The sequence below is a fragment of the Streptomyces sp. ISL-66 genome (assembly GCF_018614135.1).
Lineage (GTDB): Bacteria > Actinomycetota > Actinomycetes > Streptomycetales > Streptomycetaceae > Streptomyces.
Window position 1 is genome coordinate 80,746 of the sequence record NZ_JAGGOW010000032.1, and the last position, 18,369, is coordinate 99,114.

General features: G+C 71.9%; 20 protein-coding genes. 14 read left to right on the forward strand and 6 right to left on the reverse strand.

Annotated elements, in window-relative coordinates; genetic code table 11:
• Nucleotides 1–35 precede the first annotated feature (35 nt).
• The 4 genes from alr (at nucleotide 36) to J7E97_RS07060 (ending at nucleotide 3,330) form a co-directional block, all read left to right on the forward strand.
• A complete protein-coding gene (gene alr / locus J7E97_RS07045) occupies nucleotides 36–1,193 on the forward strand; it encodes an alanine racemase (RefSeq protein WP_215023489.1) in 1,158 nt (385 codons plus the stop codon).
• Nucleotides 1,194–1,254: 61 nt separating this feature from the next.
• Complete coding sequence (locus J7E97_RS07050; RefSeq protein ID WP_251054018.1) at nucleotides 1,255–2,430, forward strand: alpha/beta fold hydrolase; 1,176 nt, start codon at nucleotides 1,255–1,257, stop codon at nucleotides 2,428–2,430.
• Between the two features lie 43 nt (nucleotides 2,431–2,473).
• Nucleotides 2,474–2,953 (forward strand): tRNA (adenosine(37)-N6)-threonylcarbamoyltransferase complex ATPase subunit type 1 TsaE, encoded by a 480-nt coding sequence (gene tsaE, locus J7E97_RS07055; RefSeq protein ID WP_251053991.1) that lies wholly within the window; start codon nucleotides 2,474–2,476, stop codon nucleotides 2,951–2,953.
• A gap of 116 nt (nucleotides 2,954–3,069) precedes the next feature.
• On the forward strand, nucleotides 3,070–3,330 hold the full coding sequence (locus tag J7E97_RS07060) for a hypothetical protein (protein ID WP_215023593.1): 261 nt from the start codon (nucleotides 3,070–3,072) through the stop codon (nucleotides 3,328–3,330).
• A 200-nt stretch (nucleotides 3,331–3,530) separates the two neighbouring features.
• Here the strand turns inward: J7E97_RS07060 and J7E97_RS07065 are convergent, their stop codons facing one another.
• Entirely contained in the window at nucleotides 3,531–4,091 is a 561-nt protein-coding gene (locus J7E97_RS07065; RefSeq protein WP_215023495.1) for a hypothetical protein, read from the reverse strand.
• 166 nt (nucleotides 4,092–4,257) lie between these two features.
• Between J7E97_RS07065 and tsaB the strand changes: the two genes are divergently transcribed.
• From tsaB to J7E97_RS07090, 5 genes are all read left to right on the forward strand, one after another.
• On the forward strand, nucleotides 4,258–4,935 hold the full coding sequence (gene tsaB / locus J7E97_RS07070; protein WP_215023497.1) for a tRNA (adenosine(37)-N6)-threonylcarbamoyltransferase complex dimerization subunit type 1 TsaB: 678 nt from the start codon (nucleotides 4,258–4,260) through the stop codon (nucleotides 4,933–4,935).
• A gap of 17 nt (nucleotides 4,936–4,952) precedes the next feature.
• Nucleotides 4,953–5,447 carry a ribosomal protein S18-alanine N-acetyltransferase gene (rimI, locus tag J7E97_RS07075; protein WP_215023581.1) on the forward strand — a complete coding sequence of 165 codons (495 nt, stop codon included), beginning with the start codon at nucleotides 4,953–4,955 and terminating at the stop codon, nucleotides 5,445–5,447.
• On the forward strand, nucleotides 5,440–6,603 hold the full coding sequence (gene tsaD / locus J7E97_RS07080; protein WP_215023499.1) for a tRNA (adenosine(37)-N6)-threonylcarbamoyltransferase complex transferase subunit TsaD: 1,164 nt from the start codon (nucleotides 5,440–5,442) through the stop codon (nucleotides 6,601–6,603). The genes rimI and tsaD overlap by 8 nt, the downstream gene beginning before the upstream one ends.
• Entirely contained in the window at nucleotides 6,600–6,881 is a 282-nt protein-coding gene (locus tag J7E97_RS07085; RefSeq protein ID WP_308346414.1) for a hypothetical protein, read from the forward strand. Before tsaD ends, J7E97_RS07085 begins: the two co-directional genes overlap by 4 nt.
• A gap of 66 nt (nucleotides 6,882–6,947) precedes the next feature.
• On the forward strand, nucleotides 6,948–7,619 hold the full coding sequence (locus tag J7E97_RS07090) for a hypothetical protein (RefSeq protein WP_251053993.1): 672 nt from the start codon (nucleotides 6,948–6,950) through the stop codon (nucleotides 7,617–7,619).
• A gap of 55 nt (nucleotides 7,620–7,674) precedes the next feature.
• On the opposite strand, the gene J7E97_RS07095 is transcribed toward J7E97_RS07090, so the two are convergent.
• A complete protein-coding gene (locus tag J7E97_RS07095; protein WP_308346415.1) occupies nucleotides 7,675–8,907 on the reverse strand; it encodes a methyltransferase domain-containing protein in 1,233 nt (410 codons plus the stop codon).
• 100 nt (nucleotides 8,908–9,007) lie between these two features.
• Between J7E97_RS07095 and J7E97_RS07100 the strand changes: the two genes are divergently transcribed.
• Together J7E97_RS07100 and J7E97_RS07105 are read left to right on the forward strand one after the other, a co-directional pair.
• Nucleotides 9,008–9,964 carry a polysaccharide deacetylase family protein gene (locus J7E97_RS07100; RefSeq protein ID WP_215023505.1) on the forward strand — a complete coding sequence of 319 codons (957 nt, stop codon included), beginning with the start codon at nucleotides 9,008–9,010 and terminating at the stop codon, nucleotides 9,962–9,964.
• Nucleotides 9,961–10,854 (forward strand): polysaccharide deacetylase family protein, encoded by an 894-nt coding sequence (locus J7E97_RS07105; protein ID WP_308346417.1) that lies wholly within the window; start codon nucleotides 9,961–9,963, stop codon nucleotides 10,852–10,854. Before J7E97_RS07100 ends, J7E97_RS07105 begins: the two co-directional genes overlap by 4 nt.
• A 90-nt stretch (nucleotides 10,855–10,944) precedes the next feature.
• On the opposite strand, the gene J7E97_RS07110 is transcribed toward J7E97_RS07105, so the two are convergent.
• Nucleotides 10,945–12,345 carry an FtsW/RodA/SpoVE family cell cycle protein gene (locus J7E97_RS07110; protein ID WP_215023507.1) on the reverse strand — a complete coding sequence of 467 codons (1,401 nt, stop codon included), beginning with the start codon at nucleotides 12,343–12,345 and terminating at the stop codon, nucleotides 10,945–10,947.
• 447 nt (nucleotides 12,346–12,792) lie between these two features.
• Between J7E97_RS07110 and groES the strand changes: the two genes are divergently transcribed.
• Together groES and groL are read left to right on the forward strand one after the other, a co-directional pair.
• Nucleotides 12,793–13,101 carry a co-chaperone GroES gene (gene groES, locus J7E97_RS07115; RefSeq protein WP_008739621.1) on the forward strand — a complete coding sequence of 103 codons (309 nt, stop codon included), beginning with the start codon at nucleotides 12,793–12,795 and terminating at the stop codon, nucleotides 13,099–13,101.
• Nucleotides 13,102–13,233: 132 nt separating this feature from the next.
• Nucleotides 13,234–14,862 (forward strand): chaperonin GroEL, encoded by a 1,629-nt coding sequence (groL, locus tag J7E97_RS07120; RefSeq protein ID WP_215023509.1) that lies wholly within the window; start codon nucleotides 13,234–13,236, stop codon nucleotides 14,860–14,862.
• A 109-nt stretch (nucleotides 14,863–14,971) separates the two neighbouring features.
• Here the strand turns inward: groL and J7E97_RS07125 are convergent, their stop codons facing one another.
• From J7E97_RS07125 to J7E97_RS07135, 3 genes are all read right to left on the reverse strand, one after another.
• On the reverse strand, nucleotides 14,972–15,670 hold the full coding sequence (locus tag J7E97_RS07125; protein WP_215023511.1) for an ester cyclase: 699 nt from the start codon (nucleotides 15,668–15,670) through the stop codon (nucleotides 14,972–14,974).
• A 75-nt stretch (nucleotides 15,671–15,745) separates the two neighbouring features.
• Nucleotides 15,746–16,519 (reverse strand): SDR family oxidoreductase, encoded by a 774-nt coding sequence (locus J7E97_RS07130; protein WP_215023513.1) that lies wholly within the window; start codon nucleotides 16,517–16,519, stop codon nucleotides 15,746–15,748.
• 115 nt (nucleotides 16,520–16,634) lie between these two features.
• Nucleotides 16,635–17,348, reverse strand: coding sequence for an MOSC domain-containing protein (locus J7E97_RS07135; RefSeq protein WP_215023515.1), 714 nt, complete (start codon nucleotides 17,346–17,348; stop codon nucleotides 16,635–16,637).
• 79 nt (nucleotides 17,349–17,427) lie between these two features.
• Between J7E97_RS07135 and J7E97_RS07140 the strand changes: the two genes are divergently transcribed.
• Nucleotides 17,428–18,327 (forward strand): LysR family transcriptional regulator, encoded by a 900-nt coding sequence (locus J7E97_RS07140; RefSeq protein WP_215023517.1) that lies wholly within the window; start codon nucleotides 17,428–17,430, stop codon nucleotides 18,325–18,327.
• Nucleotides 18,328–18,369 lie beyond the last annotated feature (42 nt).

An 18,369-nucleotide genomic window follows, 5' to 3' on the forward strand; every position in this document is an offset into this window, starting at 1 on the left:
CAGCGGCGGGTGGGGGTTCTGCGAGACTGGGGGGGATGAATGAGACAGCCACCCGCGTGTACGCCGAGATCGATCTTGACGCCGTACGGGAGAACGTGCGCGCACTGCGCGAGCTGGCGCCCCGGTCCGAGCTGATGGCCGTCGTCAAGGCGAACGCCTACGGGCACGGAGCCGTGGCCTGCGCCGAGGCCGCCCGGGAGGCCGGCGCGACCTGGCTCGGGACCGCCACGCCGGACGAGGCGCTCGCGCTGCGCGCCGCCGGCGTCGGCGGCCGGATCCTGTGCTGGCTGTGGACCCCCGGCGGGCCCTGGCAGCAGGCCGTCGAGGCCGACGTGGACGTGTCCGTCAGCGCGATGTGGGCCCTGGACGAGGTGCGGGAGGCGGCGCGCGCCGCCGGGCGGACCGCCCGCGTCCAGCTCAAGGCCGACACCGGGCTCGGCCGGGGCGGCTGCCAGCCCGCCGACTGGGCCGAGCTCGTCGGCGCGGCCGTGGCCGCCCAGGCCGAGGGGACCGTCCGCGTCACCGGGCTCTGGTCCCACTTCGCCTGCGCCGACGAACCCGGCCACCCCTCCATCGCGCCGCAGCTGGCCGCCTTCCGCGACATGCTCGCGCACGCCGAGAAGGAGGGCCTCGAGCCCGAGGTCCGGCACATCGCCAACTCACCCGCGACCCTCACGCTGCCGGAGAGCCACTTCGACCTCGTCCGCTGCGGACTCGCCGTCTACGGCGTGTCGCCCGCCCCCGAACTCGGCACCCCCGCCCAGCTCGGGCTGCGCCCCGCCATGGCCCTGAAGGCCTCCGTGGCCCTGGTCAAGGAGGTCCCCGCCGGGCACGGCGTCAGCTACGGGCACCACTACGTGACCGAGCGGGAGACCCGGCTCGCGCTGATCCCGGCGGGCTACGCCGACGGGATCCCGCGGCACGCCTCCGGCCGCGGCCCGGTGCTCCTCGGCGGCAGGATCCGCCACGCCGTCGGCCGCGTCGCCATGGACCAGTTCGTCGTGGACATCGGCCCCGAGGACCCGGTCCGCCCCGGCGACGAGGTCGTCATCTTCGGCGACCCCGAGCGCGGCGAGCCCTCCGCCGAGGACTGGGCCCGAGCGGCACAGACCATCGCGTATGAGATCGTCACCCGTATCGGGACGCGGGTCCCCCGCGTATACCGCAACGGCCGTACCGCGACGGCTGAGTGAGGGCGGCGGCGTGAGCGAGAACTGGCGCAAGGCCGGCTGGGCCGGAGCGGCCATCGGCGTGATGGCCGCGGGCGCCGCGGCCGGCGTCGCGGTCGAACGGATCACCGTCGGGCGCGGCATGCGCGTGCGGGCCCGCCTCGCCCTCGACGCGACCGGGGACTACGGCTCCCTGCGCGGCACTTCGGGCACCGCGCGGGCCGAGGACGGCACCTCGCTCCACTACGAGGTCGACGAGCTGCCCGAGGAGGGCAAGCGGCGCCGGCTGCGCCGCAAGGCCCCCGCCCCGCCGACCGTGGTGTTCTGCCACGGCTACTGCCTCGCGCAGGACTCCTGGCACTTCCAGCGCGCCGCCCTGCGGGGCCTGGTCCGGGCCGTGTACTGGGACCAGCGCAGCCACGGCCGCAGCGGGCGCGGCCTCGCCCAGGCGCAGGGCGAGCCGGTGACCTTCGAGCAGCTCGGCCGCGACCTGCGGGCCGTCATCGACGCGGCCGCGCCCGAGGGCCCGCTGATCCTGGTCGGTCACTCGATGGGCGGCATGACCGTCATGGGACTGGCGGACCAGTTCCCCGAGCTCGTCCGGGACCGGGTCGCCGGGGTGGTCCTGGTCGGCACCTCCAGCGGCCGCCTGCACGAGGTGACGTACGGGCTGCCCTCCGTCGGCTTCGGGGCGGTGCGCCGGCTGCTGCCCGGAGTGCTCAGGGCGCTCGGCTCCCAGGTGGAGCTGGTGGAGAAGGGTCGCCGGGCCACCGCGGACCTGTTCGCGAGCATGGTCAAGATGTACTCCTTCGCCTCGCCCGACGTGGACCCGGGCGTCGCCCGCTTCGCCGAGCGGCTCATCGAGGGCACGCCCATCGACGTGGTCGCCGAGTTCTACCCGGCCTTCCAGACGCACGACAAGACGGCCGTGCTCCAGCGATTCGCGGACATCCCCGTCACCGTCATCGCCGGGGACCGCGACATGGTCACCCCGCCCGGTCACAGCCAGGCCATCAAGGACGCGCTGCCCTCCGCCGAGCTCGTCGTCCTGGAGTCCGCGGGGCACCTGATGATGCTGGAGCACCCGGACACCGTGACCCGGCTGCTGACCGAGCTGCTGGCGCGCACGGGCGTGGTGTCCGTACCGGCTAACGTTGGCGAGCATGGAAGAAGTAGCGCGGGAAGCATCGCGCAGCCAGGCACAGGCACAGGCAGAGGCACAGGCGCAGGCACCGGGTCGGGCACAGGCACCGGCTCCTGACGCGGGAACCGAAGCGCACGTCACCATCGGCTCGCCCGATGCCATGCAGGACCTCGGCCGCAGGATCGCCGGACTGCTGCGCCCCGGCGACCTCGTCCTGCTGACCGGGGAGCTCGGCGCCGGCAAGACCACCCTGACCCGCGGTCTCGGCGAGGGGCTCGGCGTCCGCGGGGCCGTGACCTCGCCGACCTTTGTGATCGCCCGGGTCCACCCGTCGCTGACCGGCGGTCCGGCGCTGGTGCACGTGGACGCGTACCGCCTGGGCGGCGGGCTGGACGAGATGGAGGACCTGGACCTCGACGTCTCGCTGCCCGAGTCCGTGGTCGTCGTGGAGTGGGGCGACGGCAAGGTCGAGGAGCTGTCCGACGACCGGCTGCACGTGGTGATCCGGCGGGCGGTCGGGCACGAGGAAGTCCTGGACGACGTACGGGAGGTCGTGCTCCGCGGGGTCGGCGCGCGCTGGTCCGGCGGGGCCGGCGGCGGGGCCGGCCTGCGGGCCCTCGCGGGAGTCCGCTCGGAGTAAACGTGCCGACAACTCGTCGGCAAGATATTGCGCGCGCGGCAGGGCGCGTGGTCACATGGTACCGAGGGCTGGTTAGGCGTGCCTAAGTACGGGCCGGCCCCGGCCAGGAGGCAGCCATGTCGGCAGCAGGAGCAGTGGCACCGGGAGCGCGCACCCCCCGCCCGTCCGCCGTGTCCATGGGGGCGCTGCTCGCCGCGGGAGCGGCGGCCAGCGCGGTGTCCACGCCCCCCTCGCGCGAACGCGCGCGGCGACCGGACCCCGGGGCGGATGCCGTGGAAGGGGAAGGGGCTCCGGACGAGGCGGCCGCCGAAGCCGCCGAAGCCGGCGAAGAAGGCCGGGACGGCGAAGGGGCCGCTCCGGAGTCCGAAGCGGCCTGAGGAAGTGGCCCGAGGGGAAGCGTCCCGAGCGGAAGCCGCCCCGCGTGGAAAGCCCCGGCGGGGGCCGTCCCCGGCGAGGGCCGTCTCCGGTCCTCGCGTGTCCCTCGTACGAGTGAAATCAGCGTGTCGGATCCCGGACCGGATCGTGCATCGGATCCGGTCAGGATCCAGGTCCGGGTCCGGGTCCGGGTCCGGGAACGTCAGGGAACGACGACGACCTTCGAGCTGATGGTGGCGAAGGCCCACATCGCGTCGCCGTCCGCGCGCGTCATGCGGATGCCGCCGGTCTTCTTGGTCGTGTCGGGCGCCGGCACCGTGTTGTCCACGCGGGCGCTGAAGCCGATCGCGATCCCCTCCGCGGTGGCGAAGCGGACCACGTGCTCGATCGGCACCCCGTCCGAGCCGGTCACCGTGCCCGAGCGGGAGCCGACCGTGTAGCTGCCGGGCGCCGGGTGCACCGTGCTCGGCATCACCGCGAAGGACTTCGGCTCCTGGTCGGCCGCGCCCACCAGCCACACGCGCTTCGCGCCGACCGAGTACACGACGCGCACCCCGGTGCCGGAACCGGCCGGTACGGCCACGGGCTTGCCCGGGTCGGCCTTGGCGGTGCCGGGGTCGGCCGGGGCGGGGGCGGGTGCCTGCGCGGCCGCCTTCGGCGGGTGCGCGGGGGCGCTGGCGGAGGCCTGGTAGCCGAGGAAGCCGATGACCGCGAGGGCCGCGGCGGTGAGCCCGGCCACGATTCCCGAGCTGCTGCGTGCCACCTTGCTCCACCTCTCCGCATGGTCTTCGAGGGCCCTGGCGCCGTGTTGCCGCCGTGTCGCCGACGTGGGGGTGCCGTGATCGGTGACACCTGGGTCGAAGGTAGCAGCCGGGGTGCCCGCAGACCGGCCGCAAGGGCCCGGGGCCCCGGAGTCGTAGGCTGTTCGCGTGCTCTTGCTCGCTGTAGATACCGCCACGCCCGCCGTCACCGTCGCCCTGCACGACGGCGAGTCCGTCCTCGCCGAGTCGAACCAGGTCGACGCCCGCCGACACGGGGAGCTCCTGCTGCCCTCCGTGGACAAGGTCCTCGCAGAGGCGGGGGTCAAGCTCGAAGCCGTCACCGGCCTCGTCGTCGGAGTGGGCCCCGGCCCCTACACCGGGCTGCGGGTCGGCCTCGTCACCGCCTCGACCTTCGCCTCCGTCCTCGGCGTGCCCGTGTACGGACTGTGCACCCTGGACGGCCTGGCCTACGCGGCCGGCGCCGCCGGGATCGAGGGCCCCTTCACCGTCGCCACCGACGCGCGGCGCAAGGAGGTCTACTGGGCCCGGTACGAGGACCCGCGCACCCGGGTCGGCGAGCCCGCCGTGGACCGGCCGGCCGACATCGCCGATCGCGTCGCCGGCCTGCCCGCCGTCGGGCAGGGCGCCCGGCTCTACCCGGAGGTCTTCACCGACGCGCGGGACCCCGAGCACCAGAGCGCCGGTGCGCTGGCCGCCCTGGCGGCGGAGCGGCTCGCGGCCGGGGCCGCCTTCGAGAACGCCCCGGGCGTGCCTCCGGCCCCGCTCTACCTGCGCCGGCCCGACGCGCAGGTGCCCAAGAACTACAAGGTGGTCACCCCGCAGTGACGGCGGTCCTGCGCGAGATGCGCTGGTGGGACATCGAGCCCGTGCTGGAACTGGAGCACGAGCTGTTCCCCGAGGACGCCTGGTCCGCGGGGATGTTCTGGTCGGAGCTGGCCCACGCGCGCGGCCCCGGCGCCACCCGCCACTACGTCGTCGCCGAGACCCCGCAGGGCCGCCTGGTCGGCTACGCCGGGCTGGCCGCCGCCGGCGACCTGGGCGACGTACAGACCATCGCCGCCGCCCCCGACCAGTGGGGCACCGGACTCGGTGCCCGGCTGCTGACCGACCTGCTGCGCGCCGCCACCGACTTCGAATGCGCCGAGGTGCTGCTGGAGGTCCGGGTCGACAACACCCGGGCCCAGAAGCTGTACGCACGCTTCGGCTTCGAGCCGATCGGCTTCCGCCGCGGCTACTACCAGCCCGGCAACGTCGACGCGCTCGTGATGCGCCTTTCCGACCCCGCACACTCCGTACCCGTAGACGGACCCGTACAAGGTGAGACGACCCATGGCTGACGAACCGCTCGTCCTCGGCATCGAGACCTCCTGCGACGAGACCGGCGTCGGCGTCGTCCGGGGCACCACCCTCCTGGCCGACGCCATCGCCTCCAGCGTCGACGAACACGCCCGCTTCGGCGGCGTCGTGCCCGAGGTGGCCTCCCGGGCGCACCTGGAGGCGATGGTCCCCACCATCGAGCGCGCGCTGAAGGAGGCCGGGGTCAGCGCCCGCGACCTCGACGGCATCGCCGTCACCGCGGGTCCCGGACTCGCGGGGGCGCTGCTGGTGGGCGTCTCCGCCGCGAAGGCGTACGCGTACGCGCTGGGCAAGCCGCTGTACGGGGTGAACCACCTGGCCTCGCACATCTGCGTCGACCAGCTGGAGCACGGGCCGCTGCCCGAGCCGACGATGGCGCTGCTGGTCTCCGGCGGGCACTCCTCGCTGCTGCTGGCTCCCGACATCACCTCCGACGTGCGGCCGCTCGGGGCGACCATCGACGACGCGGCGGGCGAGGCCTTCGACAAGATCGCGCGCGTGCTGCAACTGGGCTTCCCCGGCGGTCCGGTCATCGACCGGCTCGCGCGCGAGGGGGACCCGAAGGCGATCAACTTCCCGCGCGGGCTGACCGGGCCGCGCGACGCCGCGTACGACTTCTCCTTCTCCGGGCTCAAAACGGCCGTCGCCCGCTGGATCGAGGCGAAGCGGAAGGCGGGCGAGGAGGTGCCGGTGCGCGATGTGGCGGCGTCCTTCCAGGAAGCCGTGGTGGACGTGCTGACGCGCAAGGCCGTCCGCGCGTGCAAGGACGAGGGCGTCGACCACCTGATGATCGGCGGCGGTGTCGCGGCCAACTCCCGGCTGCGCGCGCTCGCGCAGGAGCGCTGCGACGCCGCGGGGATCGTCCTGCGGGTGCCGCGGCCGGGGCTGTGCACGGACAACGGCGCGATGGTGGCGGCGCTGGGCGCGGAGATGGTCAAGCGGAACAGGGCGGCCTCGGACTGGGACCTGCCCGCGGACTCCTCGCTGCCGGTGACGCAGCCGCACGTTCCGGGCCGGTCCGGGGGCGACGGGCACACGCACGACGACGGCCACGGCCACGGGCATGACCACGGGCACGGGCACGGCCACGACCATGACCACGTGCACGAGCTGAGCAAGGACAACCTGTACTCGTGAGCACCGTCGCGCTGATGTGGGAGGCCCGGTCCGTCCCCGGGCGGGACAACGAGCTGCTGGAGTGGGCCCGTTCCCAGGTGCTCGCCCAAGATCCGGTGCGCCGCGAGGTGTTCCGGGCCCCGCACGACCGGGTGCTCGTGATCACCTGGTGGGAGACCTCCGAGGGGATCGCGGCCGAGTTGCCCGAACTCCCCGAGCCCGCTGCCGACTTGATCACACGGGCGGTCCACCGCTGGCGGTTCGAATCGGTGGAGACGGTCGAGGCCGGCGGAAGCTGAGCCTTCGCGCCGGGGGACGGGCGGGATCCGCGGGGTCCGCGCGGCGGGGCGGATATGGTCATGCGCATGCCCCGCCGTGAACTGCCCCCGCCGCCCCCTCCCGCGCACCTGCGCGCCTGGCTCGACGAGAGCACCGTACGGGCCGACCGCGCCCGGTTCCTGAGCGAGCTCGGGCGCCGCAGCCTGGGCATCGGGCGGCTGCTGCTGCTCTGGGCCGTGGCGGCGGTCTTCGCCCTCGGCTGGTCCTTCGTCGGCATGGCCCTGATGGCCTTCGAGGCGCACGACCCGTTCTCGTACCTCTTCGGCCTCATCTTCGCGGCGCTCGGCGTAGGCGTGCTGATCCCGGCCGGATTCTGGCTCGCCTGGGGCGCCAAGCGGGACCGGCAGGTACGCCGACTGCTGTGCGCGTGGGCGGAGCTGGGGCGGGACCCGGCCGCCGACTCCGCGGTGCGCGCTCCGGGGCTCAGCCTGACCTGGCTGCTCGCCTCGTTCGTCCTGTGCGGACTGGGGCTCTGGGTGACACTCGGATCGGCGGCGTCGGCCGTGCCCGGGGACGACACCTACGGCGAGGTCGCGTACACGATGGGCCTCGGCATGATCCTCTGGATCACCGGCCTGCTGGGCGCCGGCAAGGCGGGCGCGCACTACCGCTGGGCGCTACGCGCCTTCGGTGGCGGGTCGCGGTCCGCCGGGCCCGCGTCCGCCGAGACCGCGTCCTCCGGGCCCGTGTCGTCCTGAGCCCGCCAATTCCACCGGCCCGCCCGGGACGGCCCCCGGCGTCTTCCCCGGAGCGTCAGGGCCCGGTCGTCGGCGAGCCGATCAGCATCGAGGGGGCTCCCGCGACCCGGGTCAGGAACACGGTCGCGGAGTTCGGGCCCTGCGGCTTCACCTTCCGGCGCAGCTCCTCGGGCTCGATCGCGGAGCCGCGCTTCTTCACCGTCAGGATCCCGACGCCGCGCTCGCGCAGCAGCGCCTTGAGCTTCTTCAGTCCGAAGGGCAGCACGTCCGTGATCTCGTACGAGGTCGCGTACGGGGTCTCGCGCAGCTCGTCGGCGGTGATGTACGCGATGGTCGGGTCGATCAGCCGGCCGCCCAGCCGCTCCGCGACCTCGGCGACGAGATGGGCCCGGATCACGGCGCCGTCGGGCTCGTAGAGGTAGCGGCCGACGGGACCGGCCTGCGGATCGGGCAGCGGGTCGGCGGTCGCCAGCGCGCGCGGGCCGGGCAGCAGGGTCGCCCGGATCTCGCCCGGGGCGGTCCCGAACCACAGGACGGCCTCCTTCACGTCCCCGTGGTCGGAGATCCACTCGGCCTCGGCCTCGGCGGGGACCGCCTCGTGCGGGATCCCCGGCGCGATCTTGATGGCGGCGAACTTCGCGGAGCGGGCGGTGGCCACGGCCCACGACAGCGGCGGGGAGTAGGACTCCGGGTCGAAGACGCGCCCACCCGTCGCCCGGCCGCCACCCCTCACCGACGCGCTCCGCGCGGCCCCCACCCCCTTGCCGCCCCGGCGGGCCGGGTCGATGAAGACGGCGTCGTAGCCCGCGGTGTCGACCTCCGTGACGTCCGCCTCCCGGACCTCGATCAGGTCCGCGAGCCCCAGCGCCCGCGCGTTGGCGCGCGCGACGGCGACGGTCAGCGGGTCGTGGTCCACCGCCAGCACGCGGATGCCGATCCGGGCCAGGGCCAGGGCGTCGCCGCCGATGCCGCAGCACAGGTCCGCGAGGCTGCGTACGCCCAGGGCGGCGAGCCGCTCGGCGCGGTACGAGGCCACCGACGCGCGGGTGGCCATCTCGCCCCCGCCGGGCGTGAAGTACATCCGGTGGGCGTCCTGCGCCCCGAACTTCGCCACCGCGCGCTGCCGCAGCCGGGCCTGCCCGAGGGCGGCGGACACCAGCGCGGCGGGGTGCTCGCGGCGCAGCCGGGTGGCGACGGCGATCTCCTGGGCGGGGTCGTAGTCCCGGAGCGAGTCGAGGAGGGCGCTGCCCTCGGGGGTGAGGAGCGCGGCGAAGTCTTCGGGGGTCACGGGTCCATTGTCGGCCACGGTGGGCCACTCGGAGGAAGGTCGAATTCCCCTCGCGGTGTCGGCCCCGGCGCGGGTGGGGCGGGTGTAAAGATGCCCAACTATGCAGCTAGTCCGACAAAAGGAACATAAGACGCAACAGGGTCACCGGATCGCGGCAGCAACGCGAGGCCGGTTGGGGATGGCCGCCATGGCCGCACTGCTGGTCGCCGGACTGGCGACCGGGTGCGGATCCGCGGAGCCCGGGAAGCCGGACAAGGCCGCGAAGGCGAAGGCGGCCGCCGGAGCCGAGGCCGGAGCGGCCGGCGCACTCGGCAACCACGCCGAGAAGCTGAAGGCCGCCCAACAGGCGCGGGCGGTCGCCGCGAAGAAGTGGGGCCTGGCCAAACCGCCGCTCACGGCCCCGGCGGCCCCCAAGAAGAAGCCGGAGATCACCACCCGCGACGGCTTCGAGGTGGAGGACCAGGAGAACCTGCCGCCGGTCTTCACCACCGTCCCCACGGAGGAGAAGGTCGTCTTCCTGACGATCGACGACGGCGCCGAGAAGGACCCCGAGTTCCTGAAGATGATGCAGGAACTCAAGCTCCCGTACACCGCGTTCCTGAGCGACTACCTGGTGCGGGACAACTACCCGTACTTCAAGGCGATGCAGGCCGCGGGCGTCACCCTGAACAACCACACGCTCAACCACCGCTACATGCCAGCGCTCTCGTACGAGAAGCAGCGGCAGGAGATCTGCGGTCAGCAGGACACGATCCAGAAGCAGTTCGGCAAGCGGCCGACGCTGTTCCGTCCGCCGTACGGGAACTACAACGAGGACACGCTGCGCGCGGCCAAGTCCTGCGGGATCAAGGCCGTTCCGCTGTGGAACGAGGAGGCCTTCCCGAACCGGATGGACTGGAGGGAATGGGACAAGGACCTCCACCCCGGCGACATCATCCTCACCCACTTCCGGGGCAAGGAGGACTGGAAGGGGAGCATGACTGACATGATCCGTCATGTCATGAAGACCGTCACGGCCAAGGGGTACGCCGTGGCACGCCTGGAGGACTATCTGTGAAGCACACGCGCCGGTTGGTAGCCGGAACGCTGGCGGCCGGCGCGCTCGCGCTGTCCCTGACGGGGTGCGGGGACGGCGCGGATCCCACGGAGCGGCTCGGCCGCAAGGCGACGCAGACCACGCCGTCCCCGTCGCCTTCGGCCTCCGCCTCCTCGTCGCCATCCGGCCCGTCCGGGGCCGGGCCGGGGGCGGCGGGGGACGAGGCGTACAAGAAGTGGGGGCTGACCGCCCCCCTCCAGTACGCGCCCAAGCCCCGGGCCAAACCCCAGATCCCGTCGGCGAAGCCGGGCAGGGTCCAGGTCATCGACCGAATACCCGTCCCGGCGGACGACAAGGTCGTCTTCCTGACGTTCGACGACGGCGCGGAGAAGGACCCCGAGTTCCTGAAGATGGCCGCCGACCTGAAGCTGCCGATCAGCATGTTCCTGACGGACAGCGTCGCCTCGGCGGACTACGGGCACTTCGAGAAGCTCCGCGACAACGGTTCCCGCAGCACGATAAACAACCACACGCTGACGCACCCGAACCTGCGGACCCTGCCCTTCGCGGCGCAGAAGAAGGAAATATGCGGCCAGCAGGAACGCCTGGAGAAGCGCTTCGGCGCGAAGCCGACGCGCTTTCGGCCCCCGTTCGGCAACTACAACGACGACACCCTCAGGGCCGCGAACGAGTGCGGGATAACCCAGCTCCTCCTGTGGCGCGTGTCGATGCAGATCAACAACTTCCAGTACGCCGAGGGCTCCGCCCTCAAACCGGGTGACATCGTCCTGGCCCACTTCCGCGGCCCCGCCGAGCTCAAGGGCTCGACGGAGATCGAGATGACCACGCGGATGCTCCGGCGGATACAGGAGCAGGGGTACCGCATCGGGCGGCTGGAGGACTACCTCTGAGGGCTGCGACCGCGAGGGTTCACCGGGTCGCGACGCCCGGCACGGCCCGGCGAAGCATCCCCGCCACGGCACTACTGGCGCGCCACCGCACTACTGGCGCACCACCGCGGGCGTGATCGTCGTTTCCACCGGTCCCAGGCTGTCCGCCTCGCGCTGGCGTTCCGCGCTGTCGGAGATGCGCAGGAGCAGGGCGATCATGATCCAGTTGGCCAGCAGCGAAGAGCCGCCCGCCGCGAGGAAGGGCAGGGCCTTGCCCGTCAGGGGGATGAGGCCCGTGACGCCGCCGGCCACCACGAAGACCTGGAGGGCCAGCGCCGAGGACAGGCCCACCGCCAGCAGCTTGCCGAACGGGTCCCGGGCGCCCAGGGCCATCCGCAGCCCCCGCTGCACGAGGAGCGCGTACAGGACCAGGACGGCCATGACGCCGGCCAGGCCGAGCTCCTCGCCCACCGTCGTCAGGATGAAGTCGCTGCGGCCCGCGAACCCGATGAGCTCCGGGTGGCCCATCCCGAGCCCGGTGCCCGAGACGCCGCCCGTGCCGAAGCTGAACAGGGCCTGCGCGGACTGGTCCGAGACGACGCCCGGCGGCCGCTCCTTCCAGTAGTACGACAGCGGGTCCAGCCAGGCGGCCACGCGGCCCTTGACGTGCGGTTCGGTCGAACCCACGACGAAGGCGCCCGCCGAGGCCAGGACCAGGCCGCAGACGATCCAGCTGGTGCGCTCGGTGGCCACGTAGAGCATCACCACGAAGACACCGAAGAAGATCAGCGAGGTCCCGAGGTCGCGCTCGAAGACCAGGACGAGCAGCGAGACGATCCACACGGTGACGATCGGTCCGAGCTGCCGCATCGGCGGCAGCCGCATGCCCATGAACTTGCGGCCCGACAGGGCCAGCGAGTCCCGGTGGACGACCAGGTAGCCCGCGAAGAAGACCGCGATCATGATCTTCACGAACTCGCCCGGCTGTACCGAGAGCCCGCCGATGATGATCCAGCGCTTCGCCCCGTAGGTGTCCGCGCCGAAGAAGGCGGGGGCGATCAGCGCCACCAGCGCGAGGACCATCGTGATGTAGATGAACCGCTGCAACAGCCGGTGGTCGCGCAGGATCCCCAGCACCGCGATGCAGGCCGCGACGCCGACCACCGACCACATCAGCTGGCCGGGAGCGTTCGCCACCGCGCCCTTGAACCGGTCGATGTACCCCTGGTCGAGGCGGTGCAGGAGCACCAGGCCCATCCCGGTCAGCAGCAGGGCGAGCGGGAAGATCAGCGGATCCGCGTACGCCGCGAACCGGCGTACGGCCAGATGCCCCACCAGCGCGAGCAGCGACATGCTGATCACGAAGCCGGTGAGGCCGGGCGGCAGCGCGTCGCTCATCGCGAGGCTCGCGCTGATGTGTCCGGCCACCGTGACGCCGACGACGAGGACGAGCAGCAGCGCTTCCGTGCGGCGGCGCGCGCCCGCGGTCGTCAGGGGCTTCAATCCGCGCACGGGACGCCGCCGTCGTCGATGGCGCCCGCTGAGCTCGGGCTCGCAGGGGCCTCGGGCCCGATCTGCTCGGCAATGAGCCGCTTTATCTTCATATCGTCTACGACGTTCATCTCCACGCCGTGGTTCCGGTCATGGTTCCTGTCGAAGCCCTCGAACGGAAGGGCCGGTGAAGACCCCGGCCAGGTTCGGCTTGCGGTTCCGGGTGGTTCTGGACGGTCCCCGGGCGGGGTTTCGGGCGCCCCGGACCGGCCCGGACGGGGAAAAACCGCGGCGCGTATTGGCACTCCGCTTGACCGAGTGCTAATCCCCGGAATAGTCTCGCGTCTGGCACTCGCCCCTGGTGAGTGCCAACACAGCGACAGGCAGATCCGGCACCCGCGACGACGGATCGACCTGGTCGCCACCTCAGACAGTTGACCCCGGATCTCCGAAGGGGGAGGTCGGATCGTGACGACCACCAGCTCCAAGGTTGCCATCAAGCCGCTTGAGGACCGCATTGTGGTCCAGCCGCTCGACGCCGAGCAGACCACGGCCTCTGGCCTGGTCATCCCGGACACCGCGAAGGAGAAGCCCCAGGAGGGCGTCGTCCTCGCGGTAGGCCCGGGCCGCTTCGAGGACGGCCAGCGACTTCCGCTGGACGTCACCGTTGGCGACGTCGTGCTGTACAGCAAGTACGGCGGCACCGAAGTGAAGTACAACGGCGAGGAATACCTCGTCCTCTCGGCCCGCGACGTGCTCGCGATCGTCGAGAAGTAGTCACTTCTTCAGTTTTGCTTTGAGCTACGCCCCTGGTCACCCCTGCTGATGCCGGGCGGCGAGGGGCGTAGTTCGTTCTAGGCGGTCGCGGTGAGCGGCCGGGGATCGCAACGAGAGGGCTGAACCGCTCCCATGCCGAAGATTCTTAAGTTTGACGAGGACGCTCGTCGCGCCCTCGAGCGCGGCGTCAACAAGCTTGCCGACACGGTCAAGGTGACGATCGGCCCCAAGGGCCGCAACGTCGTCATCGACAAGAAGTTCGGTGCTCCGACCATCACGAACGACGGTGTCACCATCGCTCGCGAGGTCGAGCTGGACGACCCGTACGAGAACCTTGGCGCGCAGCTCGTGAAGGAGGTGGCGACCAAGACCAACGATGTTGCGGGTGACGGCACCACCACCGCCACCGTGCTGGCCCAGGCGCTGGTCCGCGAGGGTCTGCGCAACGTCGCCGCGGGTGCTTCCCCGGCCGCCCTGAAGAAGGGCATCGACGCCGCGGTCAAGGCCGTGTCCGAGGAGCTCCTCGCGACCGCCCGCCCGATCGAGGACAAGTCCGACATCGCCGCCGTGGCCGCGCTCTCCGCGCAGGACCAGCAGGTCGGTGACCTCATCGCCGAGGCGATGGACAAGGTCGGCAAGGACGGTGTCATCACCGTCGAGGAGTCCAACGCCTTCGGCCTGGAGCTCGAGTTCACCGAGGGCATGGCCTTCGACAAGGGCTACCTGTCCCCGTACATGGTCTCCGACCAGGAGCGTATGGAGGCCATCCTCGATGACCCGTACATCCTGATCAACCAGGGCAAGATCTCCTCCATCCAGGACCTCCTGCCGCTGCTCGAGAAGGTCATCCAGGCCGGCGCCTCGAAGCCGCTGCTGATCATCGCCGAGGACGTCGAGGGCGAGGCGCTCTCCACCCTCGTCGTCAACAAGATCCGTGGCACCTTCAACGCCGTCGCCGTCAAGGCTCCCGGCTTCGGTGACCGCCGCAAGGCGATGCTGCAGGACATGGCCACCCTCACCGGTGCCACCGTCATCGCCGAGGAGGTCGGCCTCAAGATCGACCAGGCCGGTCTGGACGTACTGGGCTCCGCCCGCCGCGTCACGATCTCCAAGGACAGCACCACCATCGTCGACGGTGGCGGCAGCTCCGAAGAGGTCCTCGGCCGCGTCAACCAGATCAAGGCCGAGATCGAGTCGACCGACTCGGACTGGGACCGCGAGAAGCTGCAGGAGCGCCTGGCGAAGCTCGCCGGCGGCGTCTGCGTCATCAAGGTCGGCGCCGCCACCGAGGTGGAGCTCAAGGAGAAGAAGCACCGCCTCGAGGACGCCATCTCGGCGACCCGCGCCGCGGTCGAGGAGGGCATCGTCTCCGGCGGTGGCTCCGCGCTCGTCCACGCCGTCAAGGTCCTCGAGGGCAACCTCGGCCTGACCGGCGACGAGGCCACCGGTGTCGCGGTCGTGCGCCGCGCCGCCGTCGAGCCGCTGCGCTGGATCGCCGAGAACGCCGGCCTCGAGGGCTACGTCATCACCTCGAAGGTCGCCGAGCTCGACAAGGGCCAGGGCTTCAACGCCGCCACCGGCGAGTACGGCGACCTGGTCAAGGCCGGCGTCATCGACCCGGTCAAGGTCACCCGCTCCGCGCTGGAGAACGCCGCTTCCATCGCCTCCCTGCTGCTCACGACCGAGACCCTGGTCGTCGAGAAGCCGGCCGACGACGAGGGCGACGCCGGTCACGGCCACGGTCACGGCCACAGCCACTGACCTCGTCAGTAGTCGCGGCAAAGCCCCGGTCACCGCTGCCAAGCGGTGGTGACCGGGGCTTTCCCGTCTGTTTTCCCGGCTGCCTCTGCGGCTGCTTTCCCTACTGCGGCTATCCGGGCGTCATGCCCATCTGTCGCATCAGGCCCGGTGCGTCGTAGTACCACCAGTCTTCCGCGATCTGGCCGTTCTCGATGCGGCAGGTCGTACAGCCCGACATGGAGACTTCCCTGCCGGTCGGCGCGACCCCCATGAACTCGCCCTTGTGGGTGCCCTTCCAGTCCCAGAGCGTGGTGACGCAGTCCCCCTCGGCGATCTGGCGCGTCATGTCGAAGGTGAAGTCGAAGGCGGCCCGCCACATGCCCATGGTCATGCGCAGGCCCTCGCGGCCGTTGCCCCTGTCCCCGCTCTGCATGATGTCGTGGGTGACGTAGTCGGCCGCGACGCACTCGTCGATGGCGTCGAAGTTGCCCCTGGCCGCGATCTCGTCCAACAACCGGGTCGCGACGAGCTTGTTGAGGTACTCGTCGCGGACCACGTCGAGGTTCATGAACGTGGGCATGCCCTCGCACAGGGCCACCATCTCCTGGAACATCCGGTCCGTTTCCGGGAGCTGAGAGTTCTTCATGGCCTCTTCGTAGGACGGGAACTCGACGAGGTCGACGTAGTGGGTCTTGGAGTCGCGGTCCCTGCCGATGAGCGTGTGGGTGACCGTGCGCCGGCCGCTCGCCTGCTCCGCCCAGCGGTCGATGAGCGCGTTCATCTCGTCGAACCGCGTGGTCTCGTAATCGATCACTTGTACGAATGTCATCGCGTCGCCTCCCGCGCTGGATGGGACACATCCAGTCTAGGGAGATTTCACCCATATGCCGCGTTTGCCTGCCGGCTACTGCGGTCCGTACTTGCGCCCCGTGCGCGAGGAGACCCCGCCCAGCAACCCGCGCGGGGTCAGCTTCACGACACCCATCAGCGCCTTGTACCGGGGGTCCGGGATCGACACCGTCTTGCCCCGCGCCAGGTCGGCCAGGGCCGCGGACACCAGCTTGTCGGCGTCCAGCCACATCCAGCCGGGAATGTTGTCCGTGCCCATGCCGGCGCGCTGGTGGAACTCGGTGCGCACGAAGCCCGGGCACAGCGCCATCAGCCGTACGCCCGAGCCGGTCAGGTCCTTGGCCGCGCCCTGCGTGAACTGCACGACCCAGGCCTTGCTCGCCCCGTAGGTGCCGCGCGGCAGGAAGGCGGCCACCGAGGCCACGTTGATCACGCCGCCCCGCCCGCGCGAGCGCATCGACTCGGTCGCAGCCGAGGTGAGCCGCAGTACGGCCTCGATGTGGACCTTCAGCATCGTCAGCTCGTCGGCCATGGAGACCTCGAGGTAGCGGCCCTTGTTGCCGAAACCGGCGTTGTTGACCAGCAGGTCCACCGGGTGCGTGCGGTCGCCAAGGCGTTTTTCGACCGACGTGATGCCCTCCTCGGTGGAGAGGTCCGCGGCCAGCACCTCGGCTTCGATGCCGTGCCGGTCGTGCAGTTCGGTGGCCTGCTCGCCCAGCCGCTTGGTGTCCCGGGCCACCAGGACGAGGTTGTGCCCCTGGGCGGCGAGCCGCCGGGCGAAGGCGGCGCCGATGCCCGCCGTGGATCCCGTAATCAACGCAGTCGTCATACGCGCAACCTAGCCGCCCGGGCGGCCGCCGCCCGTACCAGGTTCCGGATAGGGCCCCGGACCGGCCTTCGCGTCAGCTTCCTTGCGGTCGCCGCCACTTGGCGGGCTGCTCCAGTTACCGCACGGGCTCCCGCTCCGGCTCCGGCTTCCGTGCCCGCTCCCGCTCCTGTTCCTGCTGCGTGTAGGCCAGCGCCTTGTCCCGCGCCTTCGGCTCCAGGGCGTCCCCCGCGGCCAGGGTGCGCGGCAGCAGCTCCCGCTCGGTGGTGACGGCGCGGAACCAGAACCGCACCGTCACCTCGTGGTCCGGGCGGTGCACCACCTCGATGGTGTCGCCGGGGGAGACGGACCCCTCCTCGATCACCCGCAGGTACGCGCCCGGCCGGGCCTCCCGGGTGAACCGCTTGACCCAGGCCTTCTCGCCGAGCGCGCCCTGGAAGGTCCGGCACGGGATGCGGGCCGAGGCCACTTCCACGACCAGGTCCGGTCCGATCCGCCAGCGCTCGCCGAGCAGCGCGCCGTTCACGTCCAGGCCGGAGGTGGTGAAGTTCTCGGCGAAGGCCCCGCCGGGCAGCTCGCGATTCAGCTCGCGCGCCCACCAGTCGAGGTCCTCGCGGGCGTACGCGTACACGGCCTGGTGGTAGCCGCCGTGATGGCGCCGGTCGCAGACGTCGTCGCCGTCGAGCCCGCTCGCCGCGAGCCCCTTGGGGCCCGGCGCGAAGACCCGTACGGGACCGGGGGCGGGCAGCTTGCCGTGGCCGGTCAGCCCGCCCTCCCCGTCGGTGTAATCGACGGCCGTCGCGCGGCCGAGGTTCACGGAGATCAGATGCATGCGGTCACGCTAACCGAATGGCCTCAAAGTGACTCAGGATTATTCGCGAGGTCGTCAAAGTAGGCCTTATGCTCGAGGGGTGATCGAGGCACGTCATCTCCGAGTTCTGCGCGCTGTCGCCGGAACCGGATCCTTCTCCGCCGCCGCCCGCGAGCTCGGGTGCACCCAGCCGGCCGTCTCCCAGCAGATGAAGGCGCTGGAACAGTCCGCCGGCACCCCGCTGCTGATCCGCACCGGCCGCGAGATGCGGCTCACGCAGGCGGGTGGGGCGCTGGTCCGGCACGCCGCCGGGATCCTCGCCGGGCTGACCGCCGCCGAGGAGGAGGTCGCGGCCATCGCCGGGCTGCGCGCGGGCCGGGTCCGGCTCGTCTCCTTCCCGAGCGGGAGCTCCACGCTGGTCCCCACCGCGCTGGCGGCGATGCGCGCCGCGCACCCGGGCACCCGGATCTCGCTGGTCGAGGCCGAGCCGCCGCGGTCGGTGGAGATGCTGCGCGAGGGTGACTGCGATCTGGCGCTGGCCTTCCGCTACGGCGGCGCCGCCGGATCGGCGGGCGAGTGGGAGGACCTCGTGGTCCGGCCGCTGCTGACCGACCGGCTCGTCGGACTGGTCCCCGACGGGCACCGGCTGGCCGGCGCCGGGCGGGTGGGCATGGCGGAGCTGGCGGACGAGCCGTGGATCGCGGGCTGCCCGCGCTGCCGCCGCCATCTGGTCGAGGTGTGCGAGGGCGTCGGCTTCACCCCGCGCATCGACTTCGCCACCGACGACTACCCGGCCGTGGTCGGCCTGGTCGGGGCCGGGCTCGGGGTCGCGGTGCTGCCGGAGCTCGCGGTGGAGTCCGTACGGGCCAAGGGCGTGAGCACCCTCATCGTGGAACCGGCCGTCGAGCGGGAGGTCGTGGCGCTGACCCTGCCCGACCTGGCCCGGGTCCCGGCGGTCGCGGCGACCCTGACCGAGCTGGAGCGCGCGGCGCAGCGTTGAGTCATGGCGCGTTGGGCCGCGTCGCGCGGAGATAAGCCGCGG